20 protein-coding genes are annotated in these 19,832 nt (G+C 64.3%); 11 read left to right on the plus strand and 9 right to left on the minus strand.

Annotated features, from left to right (window positions below):
* A partial coding sequence (locus tag D2V07_RS17680) for an ATP-binding protein (protein WP_119588150.1) occupies positions 1 to 1,439 on the plus strand: 1,439 nt, incomplete at its 5' end.
* 136 nt (positions 1,440 to 1,575) lie between these two features.
* Complete coding sequence (gene gdhA / locus D2V07_RS17685; RefSeq protein WP_119588224.1) at positions 1,576 to 2,952, plus strand: NADP-specific glutamate dehydrogenase; 1,377 nt, start codon at positions 1,576 to 1,578, stop codon at positions 2,950 to 2,952.
* Between the two features lie 9 nt (positions 2,953 to 2,961).
* On the opposite strand, the gene D2V07_RS17690 is transcribed toward gdhA, so the two are convergent.
* Positions 2,962 to 3,765, minus strand: a complete 804-nt coding sequence (locus D2V07_RS17690; RefSeq protein WP_199698835.1) for a class I mannose-6-phosphate isomerase — start codon at positions 3,763 to 3,765, stop codon at positions 2,962 to 2,964.
* A 113-nt stretch (positions 3,766 to 3,878) separates the two neighbouring features.
* Here D2V07_RS17690 and D2V07_RS17695 point away from each other — a divergent pair, with 113 nt between their 5' ends.
* The 4 genes from D2V07_RS17695 to D2V07_RS17710 are packed head-to-tail and all read left to right on the plus strand — an operon-like array spanning position 3,879 to position 8,058.
* Positions 3,879 to 4,676, plus strand: a complete 798-nt coding sequence (locus D2V07_RS17695) for a sulfite exporter TauE/SafE family protein (RefSeq protein WP_407641610.1) — start codon at positions 3,879 to 3,881, stop codon at positions 4,674 to 4,676.
* Positions 4,677 to 4,694: 18 nt separating this feature from the next.
* Positions 4,695 to 5,825 (plus strand): pyridoxal phosphate-dependent aminotransferase, encoded by a 1,131-nt coding sequence (locus D2V07_RS17700; protein WP_119588226.1) that lies wholly within the window; start codon positions 4,695 to 4,697, stop codon positions 5,823 to 5,825.
* A gap of 14 nt (positions 5,826 to 5,839) precedes the next feature.
* Entirely contained in the window at positions 5,840 to 7,057 is a 1,218-nt protein-coding gene (locus D2V07_RS17705; RefSeq protein ID WP_119588227.1) for a beta-propeller fold lactonase family protein, read from the plus strand.
* A gap of 11 nt (positions 7,058 to 7,068) precedes the next feature.
* Positions 7,069 to 8,058, plus strand: a complete 990-nt coding sequence (locus D2V07_RS17710; RefSeq protein WP_119588228.1) for a hypothetical protein — start codon at positions 7,069 to 7,071, stop codon at positions 8,056 to 8,058.
* Between the two features lie 5 nt (positions 8,059 to 8,063).
* On the opposite strand, the gene D2V07_RS17715 is transcribed toward D2V07_RS17710, so the two are convergent.
* Genes D2V07_RS17715 through D2V07_RS17730 form a run of 4 tightly spaced genes read right to left on the minus strand, consistent with a single transcriptional unit; the run spans position 8,064 to position 9,485 of the window.
* Positions 8,064 to 8,276 (minus strand): helix-turn-helix transcriptional regulator, encoded by a 213-nt coding sequence (locus D2V07_RS17715; protein ID WP_119588229.1) that lies wholly within the window; start codon positions 8,274 to 8,276, stop codon positions 8,064 to 8,066.
* Entirely contained in the window at positions 8,273 to 8,881 is a 609-nt protein-coding gene (locus tag D2V07_RS17720; protein WP_119588230.1) for a hypothetical protein, read from the minus strand. The genes D2V07_RS17715 and D2V07_RS17720 overlap by 4 nt, the downstream gene beginning before the upstream one ends.
* Positions 8,881 to 9,306, minus strand: a complete 426-nt coding sequence (locus D2V07_RS17725; protein ID WP_119588231.1) for a hypothetical protein — start codon at positions 9,304 to 9,306, stop codon at positions 8,881 to 8,883. The genes D2V07_RS17720 and D2V07_RS17725 overlap by 1 nt, the downstream gene beginning before the upstream one ends.
* The gene (locus tag D2V07_RS17730) at positions 9,303 to 9,485 is read right to left on the minus strand and encodes a hypothetical protein (RefSeq protein WP_119588232.1); all 183 of its coding nucleotides are present in this window, start codon (positions 9,483 to 9,485) and stop codon (positions 9,303 to 9,305) included. Before D2V07_RS17730 ends, D2V07_RS17725 begins: the two co-directional genes overlap by 4 nt.
* 211 nt (positions 9,486 to 9,696) lie before the next feature.
* Between D2V07_RS17730 and ftsH the strand changes: the two genes are divergently transcribed.
* Both ftsH and D2V07_RS17740 read left to right on the plus strand, forming a co-directional pair.
* Positions 9,697 to 11,652, plus strand: coding sequence for an ATP-dependent zinc metalloprotease FtsH (ftsH, locus tag D2V07_RS17735; protein ID WP_119588233.1), 1,956 nt, complete (start codon positions 9,697 to 9,699; stop codon positions 11,650 to 11,652).
* Between the two features lie 66 nt (positions 11,653 to 11,718).
* On the plus strand, positions 11,719 to 11,997 hold the full coding sequence (locus D2V07_RS17740) for a hypothetical protein (protein WP_119588234.1): 279 nt from the start codon (positions 11,719 to 11,721) through the stop codon (positions 11,995 to 11,997).
* A gap of 194 nt (positions 11,998 to 12,191) precedes the next feature.
* Here D2V07_RS17740 and D2V07_RS17745 read toward each other — a convergent pair whose 3' ends face one another.
* Complete coding sequence (locus D2V07_RS17745) at positions 12,192 to 13,349, minus strand: DUF3667 domain-containing protein (RefSeq protein ID WP_119588235.1); 1,158 nt, start codon at positions 13,347 to 13,349, stop codon at positions 12,192 to 12,194.
* 105 nt (positions 13,350 to 13,454) lie between these two features.
* Between D2V07_RS17745 and D2V07_RS17750 the strand changes: the two genes are divergently transcribed.
* Positions 13,455 to 13,688 (plus strand): DUF3072 domain-containing protein, encoded by a 234-nt coding sequence (locus D2V07_RS17750; RefSeq protein ID WP_119588236.1) that lies wholly within the window; start codon positions 13,455 to 13,457, stop codon positions 13,686 to 13,688.
* Between the two features lie 89 nt (positions 13,689 to 13,777).
* Here D2V07_RS17750 and rpoZ read toward each other — a convergent pair whose 3' ends face one another.
* Positions 13,778 to 14,122 (minus strand): DNA-directed RNA polymerase subunit omega, encoded by a 345-nt coding sequence (gene rpoZ, locus D2V07_RS17755; RefSeq protein ID WP_119588237.1) that lies wholly within the window; start codon positions 14,120 to 14,122, stop codon positions 13,778 to 13,780.
* A gap of 87 nt (positions 14,123 to 14,209) precedes the next feature.
* Between rpoZ and D2V07_RS17760 the strand changes: the two genes are divergently transcribed.
* The gene (locus tag D2V07_RS17760; RefSeq protein WP_233548508.1) at positions 14,210 to 15,388 is read left to right on the plus strand and encodes a phospholipase D-like domain-containing protein; all 1,179 of its coding nucleotides are present in this window, start codon (positions 14,210 to 14,212) and stop codon (positions 15,386 to 15,388) included.
* 10 nt (positions 15,389 to 15,398) lie between these two features.
* Here D2V07_RS17760 and D2V07_RS17765 read toward each other — a convergent pair whose 3' ends face one another.
* Complete coding sequence (locus tag D2V07_RS17765; protein ID WP_119588239.1) at positions 15,399 to 17,525, minus strand: S9 family peptidase; 2,127 nt, start codon at positions 17,523 to 17,525, stop codon at positions 15,399 to 15,401.
* Positions 17,526 to 17,593: 68 nt separating this feature from the next.
* Positions 17,594 to 19,114 (minus strand): replicative DNA helicase, encoded by a 1,521-nt coding sequence (locus D2V07_RS17770; RefSeq protein WP_119588240.1) that lies wholly within the window; start codon positions 19,112 to 19,114, stop codon positions 17,594 to 17,596.
* 148 nt (positions 19,115 to 19,262) lie between these two features.
* Here D2V07_RS17770 and D2V07_RS17775 point away from each other — a divergent pair, with 148 nt between their 5' ends.
* The gene (locus D2V07_RS17775) at positions 19,263 to 19,754 is read left to right on the plus strand and encodes a UPF0262 family protein (RefSeq protein WP_119588241.1); all 492 of its coding nucleotides are present in this window, start codon (positions 19,263 to 19,265) and stop codon (positions 19,752 to 19,754) included.
* Positions 19,755 to 19,832: the final 78 nt, after the last annotated feature.

Here is a 19,832-nt window from a genome sequence, read left to right on the forward strand (position 1 = left end):
GCGTGTTCATCGAGAAGTTCATCGAGGACCCGCGCCATATCGAGATCCAGGTGCTGGGCGACAAGCACGGCACGGTGCTCTACCTGAACGAGCGCGAGTGCTCGATCCAGCGCCGCCACCAGAAGGTGGTGGAGGAAGCGCCGAGCCCCTTCGTCACGCCCGAGATGCGCAGGAAAATGGGCGAGCAGGCCGTCGCATTGAGCAAGGCCGTGGGCTACCACTCGGCAGGCACGGTGGAACTGATCGTCAGCGGTGCGGACCCGACAGGGGAGAGCTTCTACTTCCTCGAGATGAACACTCGCCTGCAGGTGGAGCATCCGGTGACAGAGGCGATCACCGGCATCGACCTTGTCGAATACATGATCCGCGTGGCTGCCGGCGAGAAGCTGCCGATGAGCCAGGACGATATCGGCATCGATGGCTGGGCGATCGAGAACCGCATCTATGCCGAGGACCCCTATCGCGGCTTCCTGCCCAGCACGGGCAGGCTGGTGCGCTACTCGACTCCCGTCGAGCCGTGGGCGGGCGACCTTCGCGGTGTTGCCCAGGAAAACGGCGGGGGCGTGCGGTTCGACTCGGGCGTGCAGGAAGGCGGCGAGGTGTCGATCTTCTACGATCCCATGATCGCCAAGCTGGTGACCTGGGGCACAACGCGCGAGGAGGCCGCCGACCTGCAGATCGCGGCGCTGGACGCGGTGGAACTGGAAGGGCTGGGGCACAACGTCGACTTCCTCTCCGCGCTGATGCAGCACCCGCGGTTCCGCGCAGGCGAGCTCACCACAGGGTTCATTGCCGAGGAATATCCCGAAGGCTTCGAAGGGGCGGCCACCAGCGAGGAGCGCACCCGCGTGATCGCTGCCATCGCTGCCGGGATCGAGTTTACCCACCAGGCGCGCCAGCGGCAGATCAGCGGGCAGCTCGATGGCCCGCAGCCGGTCAGCCCCGCATGGATCGTGCGGGTCGATGGGCAGGACCACACGGTCACACTGGGCGAGGGCCATGCCATCGTCGACGGGCACACGGTGGAGGTCACCTGCGACTGGGCCCCCGGCCAGCGCACCGCCACCGCCACGCAGCCCGACGGCCCTACGCTCGGCCTCACCGTAACCCGCCAGCGCCCCAACTGGCAGATCAACACCCACGGCCGCACCTACACAGCGCGCGTGCTTCCCGCCCGCCTGGCAGGCCACGCCGGTCACATGATCGAGAAGCAGCCGCCCGATACCAGCAAGATGCTGCTGTGCCCCATGCCCGGCCTGCTGGTGAAGCTGCACGTGGGCGAGGGCGACAAGGTCGAGGCCGGCCAGCCGCTCGCTACCGTCGAGGCCATGAAGATGGAAAACATCCTGCGCGCCGAAAAAGCAGGCACCGTCGCCTCCATCAACACCGCAGAAGGCGAAACCCTGATGGTCGACGCCGTCATCCTCGAACTGGAGTAGCGTGGGCCAAGCCCGCTAGCCGACAGCGGCAGCGCGCATTGCCCGGCCTGTCCGGACGGGAATTGGTCAATGCCCCGCAAAGGCGGCATAAGGCCAGTGCACCGTCACGCATTGTCCAGAGAGGAAAAGAGACGACATGGCTTCTGTTTACGACCGGCACGTAGACCTCGATCAGTTCATGGAAGGGGTGAAGAAACGCAATCCCGGCCAGACAGAATTTATCCAGGCCGTGCGGGAAGTGGCACAGGACATATTCGAATTCATCGAGGACAAGGAAGAATACCATCAGGCCCAGATCCTGCGCCGCATCGCGGAGCCTGACCGTGTCGTATCCTTTCGCGTGTGCTGGGAAGACGACAACCACAACATCCGTGTGCAGCGGGGCTGGCGCGTGCAGTGCAACAACGCCATCGGACCGTACAAGGGCGGAATACGCTTCCATCCCACGGTAACGGAAAGCGTGCTGAAGTTCCTGGCGTTCGAGCAGACGTTCAAGAACTCGCTCACCGGCCTGCCCATGGGCGGCGCGAAGGGCGGATCCAACTTCAATCCGAAGGAAAAATCGGATGCCGAGGTGATGCGCTTCTGCCAGAGCTTCATGACCGAACTCTATCGCCACATCGGCCCCGATACGGATGTACCGGCAGGCGACATCGGCGTGGGTGGACGCGAAATCGGATACATGTTCGGGCAGTACAAACGGATCGTGAACCGCTGGGAAGGTGTGTTGACCGGCAAGGGCCTGGAATACGGCGGGTCCAAGATGCGGCCCGAGGCGACCGGCTATGGCGCGGTCTATTTCCTGCAGAACATGCTGCGGCACCGGGACATGGATATAGAAGGCCACACCGCCGTGATCTCCGGCTCCGGCAATGTCGCCACGCATGCGGCGGAGAAGATCGTGCAGCTCGGCGGCAAGGTGCTGACCTTGTCCGATTCGGATGGCTTCGTTCACGACCCCGACGGGATCGACCAGGACAAGATCGACTGGGTAAGGCACCTCAAGAACGTGAAGCGCGGGCGCATCAGCGAATATGCCGAACACTTCACCGGCGCGACCTATCACGGCGATGGAGCACGCCCTTGGAACGTGCCGTGCGACCTTGCGCTGCCCTGCGCGACACAGAACGAACTGGACGAGGGAAATGCGAAGGACCTGGTCGACAACGGCGTGAAGGCCGTTTCCGAAGGGGCGAACATGCCCACGACGCTGGAGGGCGTGCACGTCTTCCACGATGCCAGGGTGATGTATGCGCCGGGCAAGGCGGCCAACGCCGGGGGCGTGGCGGTTTCCGGGCTGGAGATGAGCCAGAATGCCGAGCGGGTAAGCTGGAACCACGAACGCCTTGGCGACATGCTGACCGAACTGATGAGAGACATCCACGGCAAGTGCGTGGAATACGGCAGCCCCAGGGATTCCGGGGGCGACGACTACATCGACTATGTGAAGGGCGCGAATATCGCGGGCTTCAAGAAAGTGGCCGACGCGATGCTGGCTTTCGGCGTGGTTTGATCCCGGCCCTCAGCGAGGGGCCGTCACCACGCATTTGCCTTCTGGCGCGAAAGTCACGCTCGCCAGGTCGGTGGCATAGGCGCACTCACCGGGCTTGATCACCTCGCCACCTGCTACCAGCACTTCGCCCGCAAGGGGCAGCACCAGCAGCGGCTCGCAATAGGTATAGAGCAGGTCGTCGCCGGCAATGCCGTCGACCCAGTCCAGGCGGAAATGGGGGCCATCCACCAGCGTTGCGCTGCCGCTGTGTGGCAGGCGCTGGTGCAAGGCCATGTCGTAGGGCGACCCGTCGGCCACCGCCATGCCCTGTTCCAAGTGCAACTCGCGCGGGCGGCCATAGTCGTAGAGGCGATAGGTAATGTCAGAATTCTGCTGCACTTCGATGATCGAACAGCCCGGACCGATGGCATGGACGGTGCCCGCGGGGATGTAGAAGAAGTCGCCCGCCTGCACCTTGTGCCAGGTTACCAGGTCTTCGATCGAGCCATCCAGCGCGGCGGCGCGCATCGTATCGGCATCCAGCGCGGTATCGAACCCGATTCCCAGGACGGCATCGGGGTCTGCCGCGATGACCAGCCAGCACTCGTCCTTGCCCCTGCGACCCTTGCCCGCTTTTTCCGCCTGATCGTCATCCGGGTGGCACTGGATGGACAGCTTTTCGCTTGTGAACAGGTACTTCACCAGCAGCTGCGGCAATTGCTCGGGTGGATCGAACCAGATCTCGCCGATGCGGTTCTCTGCGGTCAGGCCAAACGGCGCGGGCAACGTGTCCACGCCCCAGACTTTCTCGACGGTATGGATCGGCAGCAGCATCAAGGCTGGTCTACGGCGCAAATATTGCAAAAACCAGTACCGTCCAAAATTCCTCTCGCCCGATGCTGCACTGCAACGTAGGGTGGCCTACCGTGACATCGGACCCAACCGTGATGCTTCCCTTCGCCGCGCTGCTGGCGGCAGGGGCCGCTGCGGGGTTCGCCGGCGGACTGTTCGGCATCGGCGGGGGCTTCGTGGTGGTGCCCGCTTTGATGCTGATCCTGCCACTGCTGGGCACCGCGCCGGAGCAGCTGACCCATGTTGCCGTTGGCACCAGCCTTGCCACGATCATCTTCACGTCCCTGCGTGCCGTGCGCAGCCATGCCCTGCGCGGCGCGGTGGACGTATCGGTCCTGAAAAGCTGGGCACCATGGGTGGTTGGCGGCACCGTGGCGGGCGCATGGATTGCCGATCTTGTCAGTTCCACCACGCTGGCGCTGATTTTCGGCGTGGGCGTGCTCGCCTTTGCCGTCCATTTCCTCAGCCCGCGGGTGCACGACCGGCAACTGGCCAGCGCCATGCCCGGCGGTATCACGCGGGCAGGCCTTGCCGGGGGGCTGGGCCTGCTTTCCAGCCTGCTGGGTATCGGCGGCGGGACGATCACCACCATGACGATGACGCTGTGCGGCACCAGTATCCACCGCGCCATCGGCACGGCCAGCGGCATGGGCGCCATCATCGCCATTCCCGGCTCCATCGGTTTCATGGTGATCGGCATGGACGAGGTGGGCCTGCCGTGGGGCTCGCTGGGCTATGTCAATCTGCCCGCCGCGCTGGCGGTGATCATTACCAGCGTGGCCGTGGCGCCGCTGGGCGTGGCGCTGGCACACAGGCTTTCGCCCGCGCTGCTGCGCCGGGTGTTCGGAATCTATCTCATCTTTGTCGGAGCGACGATGATTTTCAATTCATAGGCAAAAGGGGTGACAGTGATGGATATTGCACGCAGGACTTTCCTTGGCGGCGGGGTTGCAGCGGCGGGCGTGGCAGCCGCGTTCCCGGCCTTGGGGCGGGCCGATCCCCTCACCAGCGCGGCCAGCCATTTCGGCCCCGGCGACGGCATCGCCATGCTGGCCCGCAACGAAAACCCCTATGGCCCGGCCCCAAGCGCGCTGACCGCAGCATCTGAAGCGGCGATCAAGGGCTGCTACTATGCCGACCGTGGGCTGGACATCCTGCACGAAATGATTGCCGAGCGCCATTCGCTCGAGCCCTCGCAGGTGGTGATCGGAGCAGGCTCGACCGAAATCCTTTCCGCCATCGGCATCGCCTGGGGCCGCGACGGTGCGATCCTTTGTCTCGGACTGTTCTGGGACACCACCGTGCAATACGCGGAACGCCAGGGTGCCCGTGCGATCCGGGTGCCGCTGGCCGGCGACATGAACGTGGACCTGGCCGCCATGACCGCTGCCTTCGACGGCGGTGTTTCACTGGTGCAGGTGTGCAATCCCAATAATCCCACCGGAATGCTGGTGGATGCGGGCGCGCTGCGCCAGCTTGCCGCCAGGGTGACACCCACGGCAACGCTGCTGGTGGACGAGGCCTACAACGAACTTGCCGACGATCCGGCAGGCAATTCCGTGGTGGACATGGTGCGCGAAGGGAAGGACGTGATCGTGTGCCGCACCTTTTCCAAGATCTACGGCATGGCAGGGATGCGGGTGGGCTATGCGCTGACGAGCGAGGAGAATGCCGAACGGATCCGCAGCCACATGATGAGCTTTGGCGGCAATACCTGCGGCATCGCGGCAGCCATCGCCAGCTACGACGATACCGGCTTCCTCGATTCCAGCCGCGCGGCCATCCTCGAAGGGCGCGCCATGATACTCGACGCTGCCGCCCGCAGCGGATTGACGGCGCTGCCAAGCCAGACCAACTTCGTCTACATCGAGGTGCCCGATGCCGACGCGGTGGCTGCTGCCATGCGGTCACGCGGGATCATCATCCGCCCCGCTTACGGCGAGTGGACGCAGTATTCGCGGGTCAGCACGGGCAAGCTGGAGGACGTGGCGCGCTACGCCGCAGCCTTGCCCGAAGTGATAGACGGCCTGGGGGCCGCATGAGAGGAGACAGACCGATGCGCAGGATTGCAGGCTTGGCGGCGATGGGTGCCGCACTGTTGGCGGGCGCTCCCGCCGTGGCGGATACCCTGGTGGAGGTGGACAGCGAGCATGTGAACGAGGACCTGCCCATGCCCCTGTTCGCGGTGGATGCCAGCTGGCCTCGCCTGCCGGAGGACATGATCCTGGGCCAGGCACCTGGCCTTGCAGTGGACGGTGATGACAACATCTGGGTGCTCAACCGGCCCAACTCTCTTGGCTTCAGCGATCTTGGCGCGGACAACGGGCAGAGCGTCGCCTGCTGTTCCGCTCCGCCGCACGTGCTTCAGTTCGACCAGGAGGGGAACCTGCTGCGCAGATGGGGCGGACCGGACCTTGCTCCCGGCGAAAGCACGATGGAGGGCGAGGGCGACGAACGCCGCGAGGTGGGCGACGAGCAATGGCCCGCCAACGTCCATGGCCTTTACGTCGATGAGGCGCTCAACGTCTGGATCGGCGGCAACGGCGGCGGCGATCACGTCGTGCTGAATTTTACCGCCGATGGCGAATTCATCCGCCAGATCGGCACTCGCCAGCAAACCAACGGCAACTTGTCGCAGCAGTACCTGGGCAACCCGGCAGACATCCATTACGACGGTGAAAGCGTGCTGGTGGCCGATGGCTACATCAACAAGCGCATCATCGAATTCGGTGCGGACGACCTTGGCTTCCAGCACCTGTGGGGCGCCTACGGCACCGAGCCGGGCGGCGGCACGCGCGAGGGCGAGTTCGACCAGTCGCAGGCCAGCAGCACCGGCGATGGCGGGGCAAACCCGGAGAGCGAGAGCTTCGGCGATATCGTCCACTGCGTAACGCGCGGGCCGGACGATACGATCTACGTCTGCGACCGGCGCAACAACCGCGTGCAGGTATTCCGCGAAACCGCCGATGGCGTGGAATTCGTGGAGGACATCGTGATCGCCCCGGAAACCGGCGGCACCCGCACGGCATCCGACGTGGCTTTCAGCCCCGATGGCAAATACGTCTACGTTGCCGACATGATGAACGGGCGGGTGTGGATCCTGCTGCGCGAGAATCACGAGATCGTCGGGTGGTTCGGCCGCAACGGACGTTATCCCGGCCAGTTCATCTGGCTGCACAGCGTCGACGTGGATAGCGTGGGCAACGTCTACACCACCGAAGTCAGCACCGGCCGCCGTGTGCAACGGTTTGTGATGACGGGCATGACCGACTAACGCACTGCCCCATGACCGATACTGCCACAATCGAGCGCGATCCGCGCTGGCTGCCCCATGCGCTGGACCTGGCCGGCAGGCGCTTGCAATTCGTGAAGATGCCGCGCGAAACCCTGTCGCAGCCCCCGTTCCTGGCTGATTTCCAGCCCGCTACCCCGCAGGACGAGGCCTGGCTTTCCTTCGCGGAGGTGGAAGCGATGGAGCCCGAAACGGGGCCGCTGCACTTCATCTTCCACACCGCTTTCTGCCGCTCCACGCTGCTGGTGCGCGCGTTGGAGATCGAAGGCACGTCGGCGGGACTGGCAGAGCCCGGCATCATCGCCCGGCTGGCCGGTGCGGGGGACGCAGCACGCTCGCTGATAAAACCGGTATGCGATCTGCTTTCGCGCCCGTGGGGGGAGGGGGAGGCGGTATTCGTCAAGCCCACCAACCACGCGAACATGCTGATCCCCGCGCTGCTGGCCGCCCGGCCCGATGCCAGCGCGGTGCTGATGACCAACGATCTCGCACCGTTCCTGCGCTCGGTCGCCCGGCGCGGGCTGATGGGCAGGCGCTGGGGGCGGCAGCTGTACCTGGAGCTGATGGGCTATGCCGGGATGGACCTGGGCATGGACGCGCGCGAGCAGTTCAGCATGACGGACCTGCAGGCCGCCAGCGTCGGCTGGTTCCTCTCGCAGCGCTGGTTTGCGCAGCTCGCCGCCAGCCCCGAGGGGCAGCGGTTACGGGTGCTCGATGGGGATCGCTTCGACGCAGATCGCAAAAAAACGCTGGAAGCGGTGTTCGATCAAGCCGGGATGTCCGTACCCGGCGCTACCATTTCCGCCGTGACCGGAGGGCCACGCTTTGCCAGCCATGCCAAGCTGGGCGGCAGCTTCACCGACACCGAAGGCGAGGGCGCGAGCGCAATCGTGGCCGAGGAAATCGAGCAGATGCGGCAGTGGACCGGCATGATCGCGCAGCAGGCCGGCCTGCAGGTGCCGCTGCGGCAGACGCTCTTCTAGTTCGATTACTGCGCCGCCTGTTCCTCCGGATCGCGCAGGAAGATGTCCTCGATTGTCAGCGCGAAGACATCGGCGATACGAAAGGCGAGCGGCAGGCTGGGATCGTACTTGCCGGTCTCGATGGCGTTCACGCTCTGGCGGCTGACATCCAGCCGGTCAGCCAGATCCTGCTGGCTCCATTGTCGTTCGGCGCGCAGCACGCGCAGGCGGTTCTTCACGCGGAACCTCCGTGGCGCCATTCGCTGATCGCCATGCCGATACCCAGGCCCATGGCCCAGGCCGGGAAGACCCACCAGGCCCAGATATGCGGCACAAGGCCGAAGGTTTCGAGAAAGCCCCAGCCGGTGCCCAGCACGAGGACAAGCGCCAGCCCGACCATGGATGCCTGCACCGCGCGGTGGCGCTGATATTCGTCGGTTTCCTCCGCCAGATAGCGCATCATCGCCCAGATCATGCCGAAGGCGGGCAGCATCGGCAGCACGGCCAGCGCCCACATCAGCGGCGAGTTCGCGGCGATGTAATTGGTGGCGGTCCCCGCGCCGATCATGCTGACGGCATAGAGCAAGCTGGCGCCCAGGAACCGGCGGTTGTAGCGGCGAACCGCCGTGGTGACGGCACCCTTGTCCTCCATCCGCCGCAACGCCGCCTTCACCATCGGGATTAGCAGCACGCAGTTGAGGGCGATAAGGATTACGGGCACCGGCTGTTCCAGTGCATCGGTGATCGAAAGCACGGCGATCAGCGCCATGTTGACGGCGAACAGACCTGCCCACAGGCCGGGCCGGGCAGTCTGGCGGGTTTCTGCATCTGCAACGTTCATCATCACATGCACTCCCCTGCGACGCCCATGGTCACCTTGTTGTAGATCGCCCCGACGCCGATGCCGAAGCACCAGATGGTGGGCCACCAGAACGCCTCGACATGCGGAACGGGCATGTAGGTTTCCAGAAAGCCCCACACGGCCGCCGCCGTCAGCGCCAATCCCGTCGCGACCATGCCCTGGCGAACATAGAGCAGGCGCAGGAACTCGTCGCGCTCCTCCACGATCAGGCGGGCGAAGATCCAGAACAGGGCGGCAAAGGACAGGCCGGGAACGGCGGCCAGCACATAGGCGGGCGCGCCGGAAAGGCCGCGATCCTCGATCAGTATCTCGGCCGCGAACAACGAGCCCAGATAGATCACCATCGCCGTGGCCATCCGCAGCAGATAGCGCCGGGCTTCGGGCTTCCTTTTGAGGTCCGCGATCATTTTGCACCGCCGTGGGCGGGTCGGGTGCAGCCGCCGCCCAGAAGGTTGGTGATGGCCACCACGGGCAGAACGATCAACATGGTCGTGGCCGTATCGCGCTCGATCGCGCCCATCGCCGCCAGCACGGCAATCCCCAGCATGGCAGCGGCCCAGATCAGCGCTCTTGTTGTTTTCTTCATATCAAGCTCCCTTGAATTTATGTAAAGGAACCTAGACATCGGATCGCGCGATGTCAAGGGTCATTGACAAAGAGAACAGGTTGCTTGACCACGACGGGGCGAAATTTACCTGCGGGTTCGCTTCGGCGCTGTACCAAAGCCCATGATCGCCGTTATCTTGTCATTCACCCGGACGGCCCTACATTGAGCGCCTGAAAGGACGCATTCTCTCATGAGCGACAATCAAGAGCCGGAAAATGGCAACGGGGGCGGTGGCAACCCCTGGATGAAGAGCCTGATGATCTGGGGCGGTATCTTCATCGCCCTGCTGCTGGCCGTATCCATGTTCGGCGGTCCGCGAGAGGCGCCCGGCACGGCAATCCTCTATTCCGACTTCAAGGAAAAGGTCGCCGAGGGCTCCGTTTCCGAAGTGACGATTGCGCCAGACCGGATTTCCGGCGTGCTCAAGAACGATGAACGCTTCACCACCACGCCCGTACCCGGTGACGTGAACCTGACCCAGCAGCTTGAGACTGCGGGCGTCCAGTACACCGGCACCCAGCCCGAACAGATGAACGTGCTGCTTGTGGTGCTGATCCAGGCGCTGCCGTTCCTGCTGATCCTGGGGATCGCCTTCTTCGCCCTGCGACAGGTGCAGAAGGGCGGCGGCTCGGGCGCGATGGGATTTGGCAAGTCCAAGGCCAAGCTGCTGACCGAGAAGCAGGGCCGCGTAACCTTCGACGACGTCGCCGGCATCGATGAGGCGCGCGAGGAATTGCAGGAAATTGTCGAGTTCCTGAAGGACCCCTCGCGCTTCTCCAAGCTGGGCGGCCAGATTCCCAAGGGCGCGCTGCTGGTCGGCTCGCCCGGTACCGGCAAGACGCTGCTGGCCCGCGCCATCGCGGGTGAAGCGCGCGTGCCGTTTTTCACCATTTCGGGTTCAGACTTCGTTGAAATGTTCGTCGGCGTTGGCGCCAGCCGCGTGCGCGACATGTTCGAACAGGCGAAGAAGAACGCACCGTGCATTGTCTTCATCGACGAAATCGACGCCGTGGGCCGCCATCGCGGCAACGGTATCGGCAATTCGAACGACGAGCGCGAGCAGACGCTGAACCAGTTGCTGGTGGAGATGGACGGCTTCGAAGCCAATGAAGGCATCATCATCATCGCCGCCACCAACCGTCCCGACGTGCTCGACCCCGCGCTGCTGCGTCCGGGCCGTTTCGACCGCCAGGTGGTGGTGCCGATCCCCGATATCGACGGGCGCGAGAAGATCCTTGCCGTGCACATGAAGAAGGTGCCGCTGGCACCTGACGTGAACCCGCGCACCATCGCGCGCGGCACGCCCGGCTTCTCCGGTGCGGACCTTGCCAACCTCGTCAACGAAGCTGCCCTGCTGGCCGCGCGCCGTAACAAGCGGCTGGTCGCCATGCAGGAGTTCGAGGACGCCAAGGACAAGGTGATGATGGGCTCCGAGCGCAAGTCCATGGTCATGACCGAGGACGAGAAGAAGATGACCGCCTATCACGAAGCAGGGCACGCCATCGTCGCCGTCCACGAGGAAGCTTCGGACCCGATCCACAAGGCTACCATCATCCCGCGCGGCCGCGCGCTGGGCATGGTGATGCGCCTGCCGGAACGCGACAACTACTCCTACCACCGCGACAAGATGCACGCGAACCTGTCGGTATCGATGGGCGGCCGTGTGGCAGAGGAAATCATCTTCGGGCACGACAAGGTGTCTTCGGGTGCCTCCTCCGACATCCAGTATGCGACCGACCTGGCGCGCAACATGGTCACCAAGTGGGGCATGAGCGAGAAGCTTGGTCCGCTGCAGTACGAGCAGAGCCAGGAAGGCTATCTCGGCATGGGGCAGACGACCCGAACCTTTGCCGGGGCCGATACCAACAAGCTGATCGACCAGGAAATCAAGGATCTTGTGGAAGGCGCCCACAAGCGTGCGACCGACCTGTTGACCCAGCACGAGGACCAGTTGCACCTGCTTGCCCAGGCCATGCTGGAATACGAGACGCTGACGGGCGACGAGATCAGGATCCTGCTGGAAAACGGCAAGATCGATCGTCCCGATCTGCCCAGCGGACCGGTGACGGTCAAGCCGTCGCAGGGGTCCTCGATCCCGAAAGCAGGCAAGCGCTTCGGCGGCGGAGAAGCCCCCCAGGGAGCGTAACTTCGCGGCGAGCGGGAGCCGGACAGCGCGTGGCGCATTGTTATGCGTGAACACAGGAGTTCCGTCATGAAAACGTCTTTCGCAGTCCTTCTCCTCGCCGCCCCCGCCGCCCTGTCGTTGGCCGCCTGTTCTCAGGAAACCGAACAGAACGCCGCAACGACCGCCGAGCGCGCCGCAGCCGATGCCGAGGAAAACGCCGAGGTGATCGGCAACGAATTGCGCGAAGGTGCCATTGTCGCCGCGGACGAACTCAGCGAAGGCGCCGCCGAACTTAGCAACGACCTGGCCGAGGCCGACGCTGCGGACAACGATCCCGGCGACGGCGAACTCGACGGCACCGACTAGACCCGAAACGCCTCTTCCAACGGCACAGATACAGCGAAGGGCGGCACTACGGTGCGCTGCCCTTCGGCCACTGTTCACCTGCGCTACCCTCAGGCCACAGGTCGGTACACAGGTGTTCACTTGCTGCGCCCATTCCTGCCCGCCGTCCCTTCTTCGACATGATGGCGCGCCGCTTCCCCTGCGATTGACCCGCCTCAGAACGCGCCGAGCAGGAACAGCAACTGGAGGAACAGGCCGATGACGATCCAGATGAACACGCTCAGCACCATCAGTCTCCAGAAGGCCGAGAAGCGGCTCAGACCGTAGGCGTATCGCAGTTGCTTGTAGAGATGGATGGGCGGCACCAGCAGCGCCGCCAGGGTAACTACCCAGCTCGCCGTGCCGAGCGCCCCGAGCAGTGAGAGCGTGACGAACAGCAGGGTGATAAAGCTGAGCGAATAGGTGACGAAAATGGCATGGTCATACGCCTTGAAGCGCCGCCGCCAGGCGAACAGCAGCCATACGAACGGGATCGAGATCGGTATCAGCAGCCAGCTGAACTTGTAGGCATTTGCCTGCAATTTGTAGAGCATCAGGCTGGGGTTATCGCGCCACTTGGTCACGGCTTTGTCCAGCCAGGCGACGCCCGTGCTGCCATCCGTCAGTTCGCCAAGGTCGACCCGCGCAGCAGGCTCGGGTTCGCTGTCGCCATCCGGACTTTCCGCCTCTTCTCCCGGTGCGACCTCACCGGATGCGTCCAGCGAGGGGCCGCTGGTAGGTTCGGGAGACGAGACTATCGCGCCATTATCGACGAAACTTTCCAGCACCTGGAGCTCGGCCTCCACCTCCTCGCGCTCCGCATCGGAGAGGCCGCCTGTCGCCAGCTGCTCGCGCAGGTTGCCGATTTCCGCCTGCGCTGCCCCGCCCACGGTTTCTGCGGCGCGTTCGGCGCTTTGTTGTCCCGGCAGGGTGGTGGGCGCGGTGATGCCCAGCACTTGGAACACCGCGAACATCAGGAACACGGTGAACAGGAACAGGGCCATGGGCGACACGAAGCGTGCGCGCTGGCCTTCGATGTAACGCCGGGTCAGCTGGCCCGGCCTGAACACGAGCAGCGGAAGCGTGTGCCAGAACTTCCCCTCGAAATGCAGCGCGCCGTGCAGAAGGTCGTGCATGAAGGCACCAATGGTGCGGTGAATGTGCCCCTGCTGGCCGCAGGCATGGCAATAGGCGCCGGTCAGCTCGGTATCGCAGTTGAGGCACCGGGCGGGTTGATGCGGGTGAGGGGTCTTAGCGCCCGAATCGGGCTCCAGCGCGCGCGCGAAAAGGCCGCCTTCGGCAGCCGTGCCGATGCCATCGAAAATATCGCTCATGGTGCCCCCTTTGTCCGACGGGCAACCTACCGTGCCAAGGCTGTCAGGTCGAGGTGGAACAAACAGAGATCAAAGGGCGTTGATCAGGCAAAGGAGAATTCAGCCATGACAGCAGAAACACCGACACGGCACCCCAAGTCCGACCCGGTCTCGAACGCCGAGAAGAAGCCCGAGAACTGGACCACCGGCGATGAGGCGATGACCGGCGCGCAGGCAAGTTACCTCAAGACCTTGTGCGAGGAGGCCGGGACGCCCGAAGCTTACGACCCCGAGCTTACGAAGGCCGATGCCTCGCAGCGTATCGATGAATTGCAGGCGGCGACAGGCCGGGGGCAATAGCCAGGTTCGATCCTCGCTATCGAAAAGCCAACAAAAAAGGGCCGCGCCTCGCAGCGCAGCCCTTTTTTGTAACTTGTTCGACGGATCCGTCAGCCGTCGTAATCGCCACCGATCGAGGTGGAGCGCGTAGGCGCGGCGGCGGAAAGGCGCATCGCCTCTGCCGACTGGCTCAGCGAACCGACCTCATCGGCTTCGTCTTCCTCGTCCGGCAATACGCGCTGCAGCGACTGCACCAGCGATTCCTGCAGGTGCTTCGGCTTTACCGTCGTTTCCGCGATCTCGCGCAGGGCGACGACCGGGTTCTTGTCGCGGTCGCGATCGATGGTCATTTCCGCACCGCCAGAAATCTCGCGCGCCCGCTGGGCCGCTAGCAGGACGAGATCGAAACGGTTGGGAACTTTGTCGACGCAATCTTCGACTGTAACGCGCGCCATGGGCACTCCGGAAAATCTGGTGTTATCGGAAAGTGAGCCAGTTAGGCGCGCAGAACGCTTCCGTCAAGGTTTCCCTTGGGCGCGGGCGTGCTAACAGAGTTTATGGAGAGCACCCGCAGCTATACCGATCCCGAACCCTTTTCGGCGCAGGCGCAGGGGCTTTCGCTCACGTTCTATCCTGCGGGGAAGGATCGTCGTGCCGCGCTGCTCGATATCGTCAGGGGCGCGAAGGAAAGCCTGAAGGTCGCTTTCTATATCTTCGCCAGGGACGAGATCGGCAGCGAAGTTCGCGATGCCCTGGTCGACGCGGCGCGGCGCGGGGTGGACGTGACGCTGATCGTCGACGGGTTCGGCGCTGACGCGAACGAGGAATTCTTTGCCGAGATGACCCGGGCGGGCGGCACTTTCCTCACTTTCATGGCCAAGTGGACGCGCCGCGCGCTGATCCGCAATCACCAGAAGATCATGGTGGCGGACGACAGGGTGGCCATGCTCGGCGGGTTCAACATCGAGCACGACTATTTCGCCCCGCCGGAGGAGAACGGGTGGAACGACCTGGGCTTCCGGCTGGAAGGCGAGGCGGTACTGCAGGTCTCCGCATGGTTTGTCGAACTGGTGGAATGGGCCAGCAACGACAAGGCGCAGTTCCGCGACATCCGCCACCGGGTGCGCAACTGGGATGCAGGCGATGGCCCGGTGCAGGTATTGATCGGCGGTCCCTCGCGGCGCCTGTCGAGCTGGGCACGGCGGGTGTCCGAAGACATGCGCAACGGGGAACGGCTGGACATGATGATGGCCTATTTCTCGCCCAACCCGCGCCTGCGCCGCAGCATCCGCGCCATCGCGCGGCGCGGGGAGGCGAACCTGCTGCTGGCGGGGAAGAGCGACAACGGCGCCACCATCGGCGCCAGCCGCGCGCTTTACGCCCGGCTGCTGAAGGCGGGGGCCGGTATCTGGGAATTCCAGCCCTGCAAGATGCACACGAAGCTGATCGTGGTGGACGATGCCGTCTATCTGGGCAGCGCCAACTTCGACATGCGCAGCCTGTTCGTAAACCTGGAGATCGTGCTGCGCATAGAGGATGCCGCGCTGGCCGAGAGGATGCGCGGCTTCATCCACGACCATTTCGCCGCCAGCGAGCGGATTACGCCCGAACTCCACGCCCGGCGCGCCACGCCGTGGACGCGGGTGAAATGGTGGGCCAGCTGGTTCCTCGTGTCCGGGGTGGACTACACCGTCAGTCGCAAGCTGAACCTGGGGCTATAGGCGGCGCTGCCTATTGCGCGGCGTCCCGGTCCCACCCTTCGACATACCGTTCGAACCAGGCGAGAATGGCCGATGCCTTGGCCGCGCTTTGCGAAGGCCGGGCGGCAATGCCGCCGTGGCTGGCGCCCGGAACGCGAACCAGTGCCGTGGGCACACCGGCCAGTTGCAGCGCCGAGTAGTATTGCACCGCCTCGCTCACCGGCGTGCGGTAATCCTCCGCACCGACCACCACCAGCGTGGGCGTCTCCACATTGCCGATCAGCGACAGCGGCGAGTGGTCCCAGAACGTCTGCGGATTTTCCCACGGACGCGCGCCCAGCCAGTAGCGACCGAAATAGCCGGTACCATCGGCGGTCAGCGCCTGCGTCGTCCAGTTGATGACCGGTTTCTGCGTCGCTGCCGCTTGGAAGCGGTCGGTCTGTCCGACGATCCACGATGTTAGCACGCCGCCACCCGATCCGCCGGTTACAAACAGGCGGTCGGGATCGGCGATGCCCATTGCGATGGCGCGGTCGACGATGCTGATCAGATCGTCGTAGTCGTTGCCGGGGTAATTCTTGTCGATCCCTTGCGCGAAAGCTTCGCCGTAGCTGGTGGAGCCGCGCGGATTGGCCGAAAGCACCGCGTAACCTGCCGCGGCGTAAAGCTGGTTGTCGGTGGCGAAATGCGGGCCGTAGGCGGCGAACGGTCCGCCGTGGATTTCCAGGATCAGCGGCACCCGCGTTCCTTCGATGTAACCGGGCGGAAGCGTCAGCCAGCCCTGGATTTCCTGTCCGTCGAAACTCGACGCCACGGTGATCTCGCGCACTTCTCCCAGCGATTTCGTGGCCAGAAGTCCGGCATTGAGACTGGTAAGGTAGCGCGCTTCGCCGCTCGGGCGCGTAACCTGCACGTCGGCGGGGCGTGTCGCAGTGCCGCCGGTGAAAGCGATGGTGTCGTTTTCCGAAACGGAAAAGCTGCCGCCGGTGTAGGGCCGGTCGAGGCCACCACCCGACAGCCCCTCGGCCACGACGCGGGCGCTTCCGTCGAGGGCGATACGCGCGACCTTCGTTTCCCCGCGCTCGTCATACTGTACGTAAATGGCGCGCGAATCGGCATCCCACTCGTAGCCGCCGACGCTGTGGTCCCAGTCGGCGGTCAGCAGCCGCGAATTGCTGCCGTCGGCGTTCATCACGTAGAGTTCGCTGTTCTCGTAAGCGCGGCCGACGTCATCGAACCCGACATAGGCAATCAGGCGACCGTCCGGCGAGACCTGCGCGCCCGAATCCGGCCCGTCGCGCTCGGTCAGCCTGGCAAGGCCTAGCGTGGCGGTGTTCAGCGCCCACACGTCGCCTTCCACAGGGTCGGTCTGCCAATCGGCGTTGCGGTTGGCGCTGAAGTAGATCGTGGCACCGTCGGGCGACCAGCTTAGCGGTCCGCCATCGTGATACTGCCCGAAAGTCATCTGCCGCGGTGCGCCGCCGGTGGCGGGGATGGTGAAGATCTTCTCGTAGCCCGGCGTCAGTTCGCCCGCGCCGTCGGCACGAAAATTGACAAGATCGGTGATCTGCAGGCCATCGGCCCATTCGGCACCTTCGGGCCGGTTTGCGGGCGCGGAACCCAGCGTGGGCGCAGAGTCGTCCACCATCATGGTATAGGCGATGGTTCGTCCATCGGGTGACCAGGCAATGCGGCCGGGGCTGTTCGGCAAGCCGGTAAGCCGCACGGCTTCCCCATTGGCCAGCCATTTCACCCACAGCTGCGCGCCGCCACCGGCAGTAGAGACATAGGCAACGCGCGAGCCATCGGGTGACCAGCGCGGAGAAAAGGCATCGCCGTCCTGGCCCGCGAAGGGCACCTGGTCTCCGCTGGACACGTCGATCATCCAGATCGAATTGACCGCGCGGTCCTGCATGATGTCGTTCTGCCGCCGCACGTATGCGATGCGGCTGCCGTCGGGGCTGATCTGCGGATCGGACGCAATGGCGAGGTCGAACAGGTCCTCGCCGCTGAAAATCCGGTTCGGACCGGTGCGTGCGGACCCCTGCGCTGCTTCCGACATGACGACCGGCTGCTGCCCGGCGGGCGTGGTCTGGGAGAAGGCCGGGGTGGCGCCGAAAGCGAGTGCGCTCGCGGCGCAGAGCAGGGTCTTTAGCATGAGGTTCCCCTTGAAACTTGTTGCGCAAGCGATGTGAACCGTCGCCCGCGACAGGTCAATGCACCGGATTATTCGTAACCGAAGTCCGAATAGTCCTTCATGTTGGGCGATGTGAACTTGGTGAATTCGCTCTGGAACAGCAGCGGCACGTTGCCGGTGGAGCCATGGCGCTGCTTGGCGACGATCAGCGTCGCCTTGTTTCGCAGTTCCAGGTAGCGGTCCTCCCACACCCGGTACTTCTCCTTGTCGCCTTCGGAACTGGTTTCGCTGGGCATCTCGGGGCGCAGCGCCTCGTGATAATAGTCGGCACGGAAGATGAACCAGACCATGTCGGCGTCCTGCTCGATGGAGCCGGACTCGCGCAGGTCGGACAGCATCGGCCGCTTGTCCTCGCGCTGTTCCACCGCACGGCTCAGCTGGGAAAGCGCGATCACCGGGACCTGCAGTTCCTTGGCCAGCGTCTTCAGACCGCGGCTGATCTCGGAAATTTCGTTCACGCGGTTGTCGCTGGCACGGCCGGAACCTTGCAGCAGCTGTAGGTAGTCGACCACGATGAGGCCGATGTCGTGCCGCCGCTTCAGCCGCCGGGCGCGGGTCCGCAGGGCGGAAATCGAAAGTGCGGGCGTATCATCGATATAAAGCGGCAGTTCGGCCAGCTTCTGCGCGGCGTAGGAGAGCTTCTGGAACTCGTCGCGCTTCAGGTTACCCGAACGCAGCGCCTCGGAGGAAATCTCCGCCTGCTCGGCAAGGATACGCGTGGCGAGCTGGTCGGCGCTCATTTCCAGGCTGAAGAAAGCAGCGGGCGCGCCGTAGTTGTGCGGGCCGCCGTCGCGCAGGAAGCGCAGGTGCTCTTCCGCGCAGTTGAAGGCGATGTTCATGGCCAGCGACGACTTGCCCATGCCCGGACGCCCGGCAAGAATCACAAGGTCGGAATTGTGCAGGCCGGCAGTCTTGTTGTCGATGGTGGCGAGACCGGTGGTCTTGCCTGACAGCTTGCCGCCGGAATTCATCGCCGCCTCGACCAACTTGATCGCCTCCATCGAGGCGCTACGGAAACTGGTCCCCGCCTTCTCGCTGGTGGCGCCGTCGGCCACTTCGAACAGCCGCTTTTCCGCGTGCTCGATCTGGCGCTGGGGTTCGACTTCCTCGGACGTGTCGAGCGCGCCTTCCACCAGTTCGCGCCCCACGCTTACCAGTTCACGCAGCAAGGCAAGGTCGTAGATCTGCTGCGCCAGTTCGCGCGGTGCCAGCAGGCCCTGACCGTCGGCAGTCAGCTGCGCCAGGTAAGCGGTGCCACCCAGTTCCGACAGCGCTTCATCGCCGTCGAAATAGGGCTTCAGCGTGACCGGGGTCACCACCATCTGACGGTCTACCAGCGTCACGATCCGTTCGAAGATGCGGCCGTGGATGGGCGCGAAGAAATGACCGGGGCGCAGCTCTACAGGCAGTTCTTCCAGCACCCGGTTGTCGATCAGCACCGCGCCCAGGAAAGCGGCTTCCGCCTCCAGGTTGGCGGGCAGGGTGCGGCCTTGCGGGGCGGATTGGGAATCACCGGTGGTGGTGCGGATCAACAGGTCTTCATCGGGCATGGGCAGCCTGATGCGCCGCAGAAATGTTTGCCGCAAGATTGACACTGCGAAAGTTTTCCGCCCCCGCTGTGGATAGCGGGGAGAAATTTCGCCGGCGGGTGATTGGCGATTGAACGCGCGGCCTCGCTGAGGCAGGAGAGCACCGCACATGGACCAGGATAACGCCAACCGTATCGATACCATAACGCTCGACGAGGCGACCGTGATCGCGCGCAGCGAGGATATCGAGAAGGAGCGTGAAGTAGCCCTGCGCGACCTGGTGGAGGACAACTTCTTCCGCCCCATCCGCGCGACCGACCAAGGGCACGAGGGCCCCTGGAAAGTCCACCTTGAAGTGGTGGAGGGGATGCTGGCCTGGCACCTCACCGATACCGCCGGGACCGCCGCTGGCACGATTGGCCTGGGCATGGCGCGCATGCGCCGCGCGATCCGCGATTATTTCGCCATCTGTGACAGCTACTACAAGGCGCTGCGCCGCGCGTCCGCGCAGGAAATCGAGACGATCGACATGGCCCGGCGCGGCATTCACGATCGCGGAACGCGGCACCTGCTGGACGCTCTGGAGGGCAAGGTTGAAACCGATTTCGAAACCGCGCGCCGCCTGTTCACGCTCATCTGCGTGCTGCATATCAAGGCCTGAACGGGCTTACACCACACGGCAAATCTGATTACTGGGTCGCACCATCGGCAAGAAGAAGAAATCTGTCCTGCGCTTCTG

This window comes from Aurantiacibacter zhengii (assembly GCF_003584125.1).
GTDB classification, from domain to species: Bacteria; Pseudomonadota; Alphaproteobacteria; order Sphingomonadales; family Sphingomonadaceae; genus Alteraurantiacibacter; species Alteraurantiacibacter zhengii.

Coding starts and splice junctions, on each gene's coding strand:
- gdhA (WP_119588224.1), top strand. CDS start 1,576: ATGGCTTCTGTTTACGACCGGCACGTAGACCTCGATCAGTTCATGGAA.
- D2V07_RS17690 (WP_199698835.1), bottom strand. CDS start 3,765: ATGCTGCTGCCGATCCATACCGTCGAGAAAGTCTGGGGCGTGGACACG.
- D2V07_RS17695 (WP_407641610.1), top strand. CDS start 3,879: ATGCTTCCCTTCGCCGCGCTGCTGGCGGCAGGGGCCGCTGCGGGGTTC.
- D2V07_RS17700 (WP_119588226.1), top strand. CDS start 4,695: ATGGATATTGCACGCAGGACTTTCCTTGGCGGCGGGGTTGCAGCGGCG.
- D2V07_RS17705 (WP_119588227.1), top strand. CDS start 5,840: ATGCGCAGGATTGCAGGCTTGGCGGCGATGGGTGCCGCACTGTTGGCG.
- D2V07_RS17710 (WP_119588228.1), top strand. CDS start 7,069: ATGACCGATACTGCCACAATCGAGCGCGATCCGCGCTGGCTGCCCCAT.
- D2V07_RS17720 (WP_119588230.1), bottom strand. CDS start 8,881: ATGATGAACGTTGCAGATGCAGAAACCCGCCAGACTGCCCGGCCCGGC.
- D2V07_RS17725 (WP_119588231.1), bottom strand. CDS start 9,306: ATGATCGCGGACCTCAAAAGGAAGCCCGAAGCCCGGCGCTATCTGCTG.
- D2V07_RS17730 (WP_119588232.1), bottom strand. CDS start 9,485: ATGAAGAAAACAACAAGAGCGCTGATCTGGGCCGCTGCCATGCTGGGG.
- ftsH (WP_119588233.1), top strand. CDS start 9,697: ATGAGCGACAATCAAGAGCCGGAAAATGGCAACGGGGGCGGTGGCAAC.
- D2V07_RS17740 (WP_119588234.1), top strand. CDS start 11,719: ATGAAAACGTCTTTCGCAGTCCTTCTCCTCGCCGCCCCCGCCGCCCTG.
- D2V07_RS17745 (WP_119588235.1), bottom strand. CDS start 13,349: ATGAGCGATATTTTCGATGGCATCGGCACGGCTGCCGAAGGCGGCCTT.
- D2V07_RS17750 (WP_119588236.1), top strand. CDS start 13,455: ATGACAGCAGAAACACCGACACGGCACCCCAAGTCCGACCCGGTCTCG.
- rpoZ (WP_119588237.1), bottom strand. CDS start 14,122: ATGGCGCGCGTTACAGTCGAAGATTGCGTCGACAAAGTTCCCAACCGT.
- D2V07_RS17765 (WP_119588239.1), bottom strand. CDS start 17,525: ATGCTAAAGACCCTGCTCTGCGCCGCGAGCGCACTCGCTTTCGGCGCC.
- D2V07_RS17770 (WP_119588240.1), bottom strand. CDS start 19,114: ATGCCCGATGAAGACCTGTTGATCCGCACCACCACCGGTGATTCCCAA.
- D2V07_RS17775 (WP_119588241.1), top strand. CDS start 19,263: ATGGACCAGGATAACGCCAACCGTATCGATACCATAACGCTCGACGAG.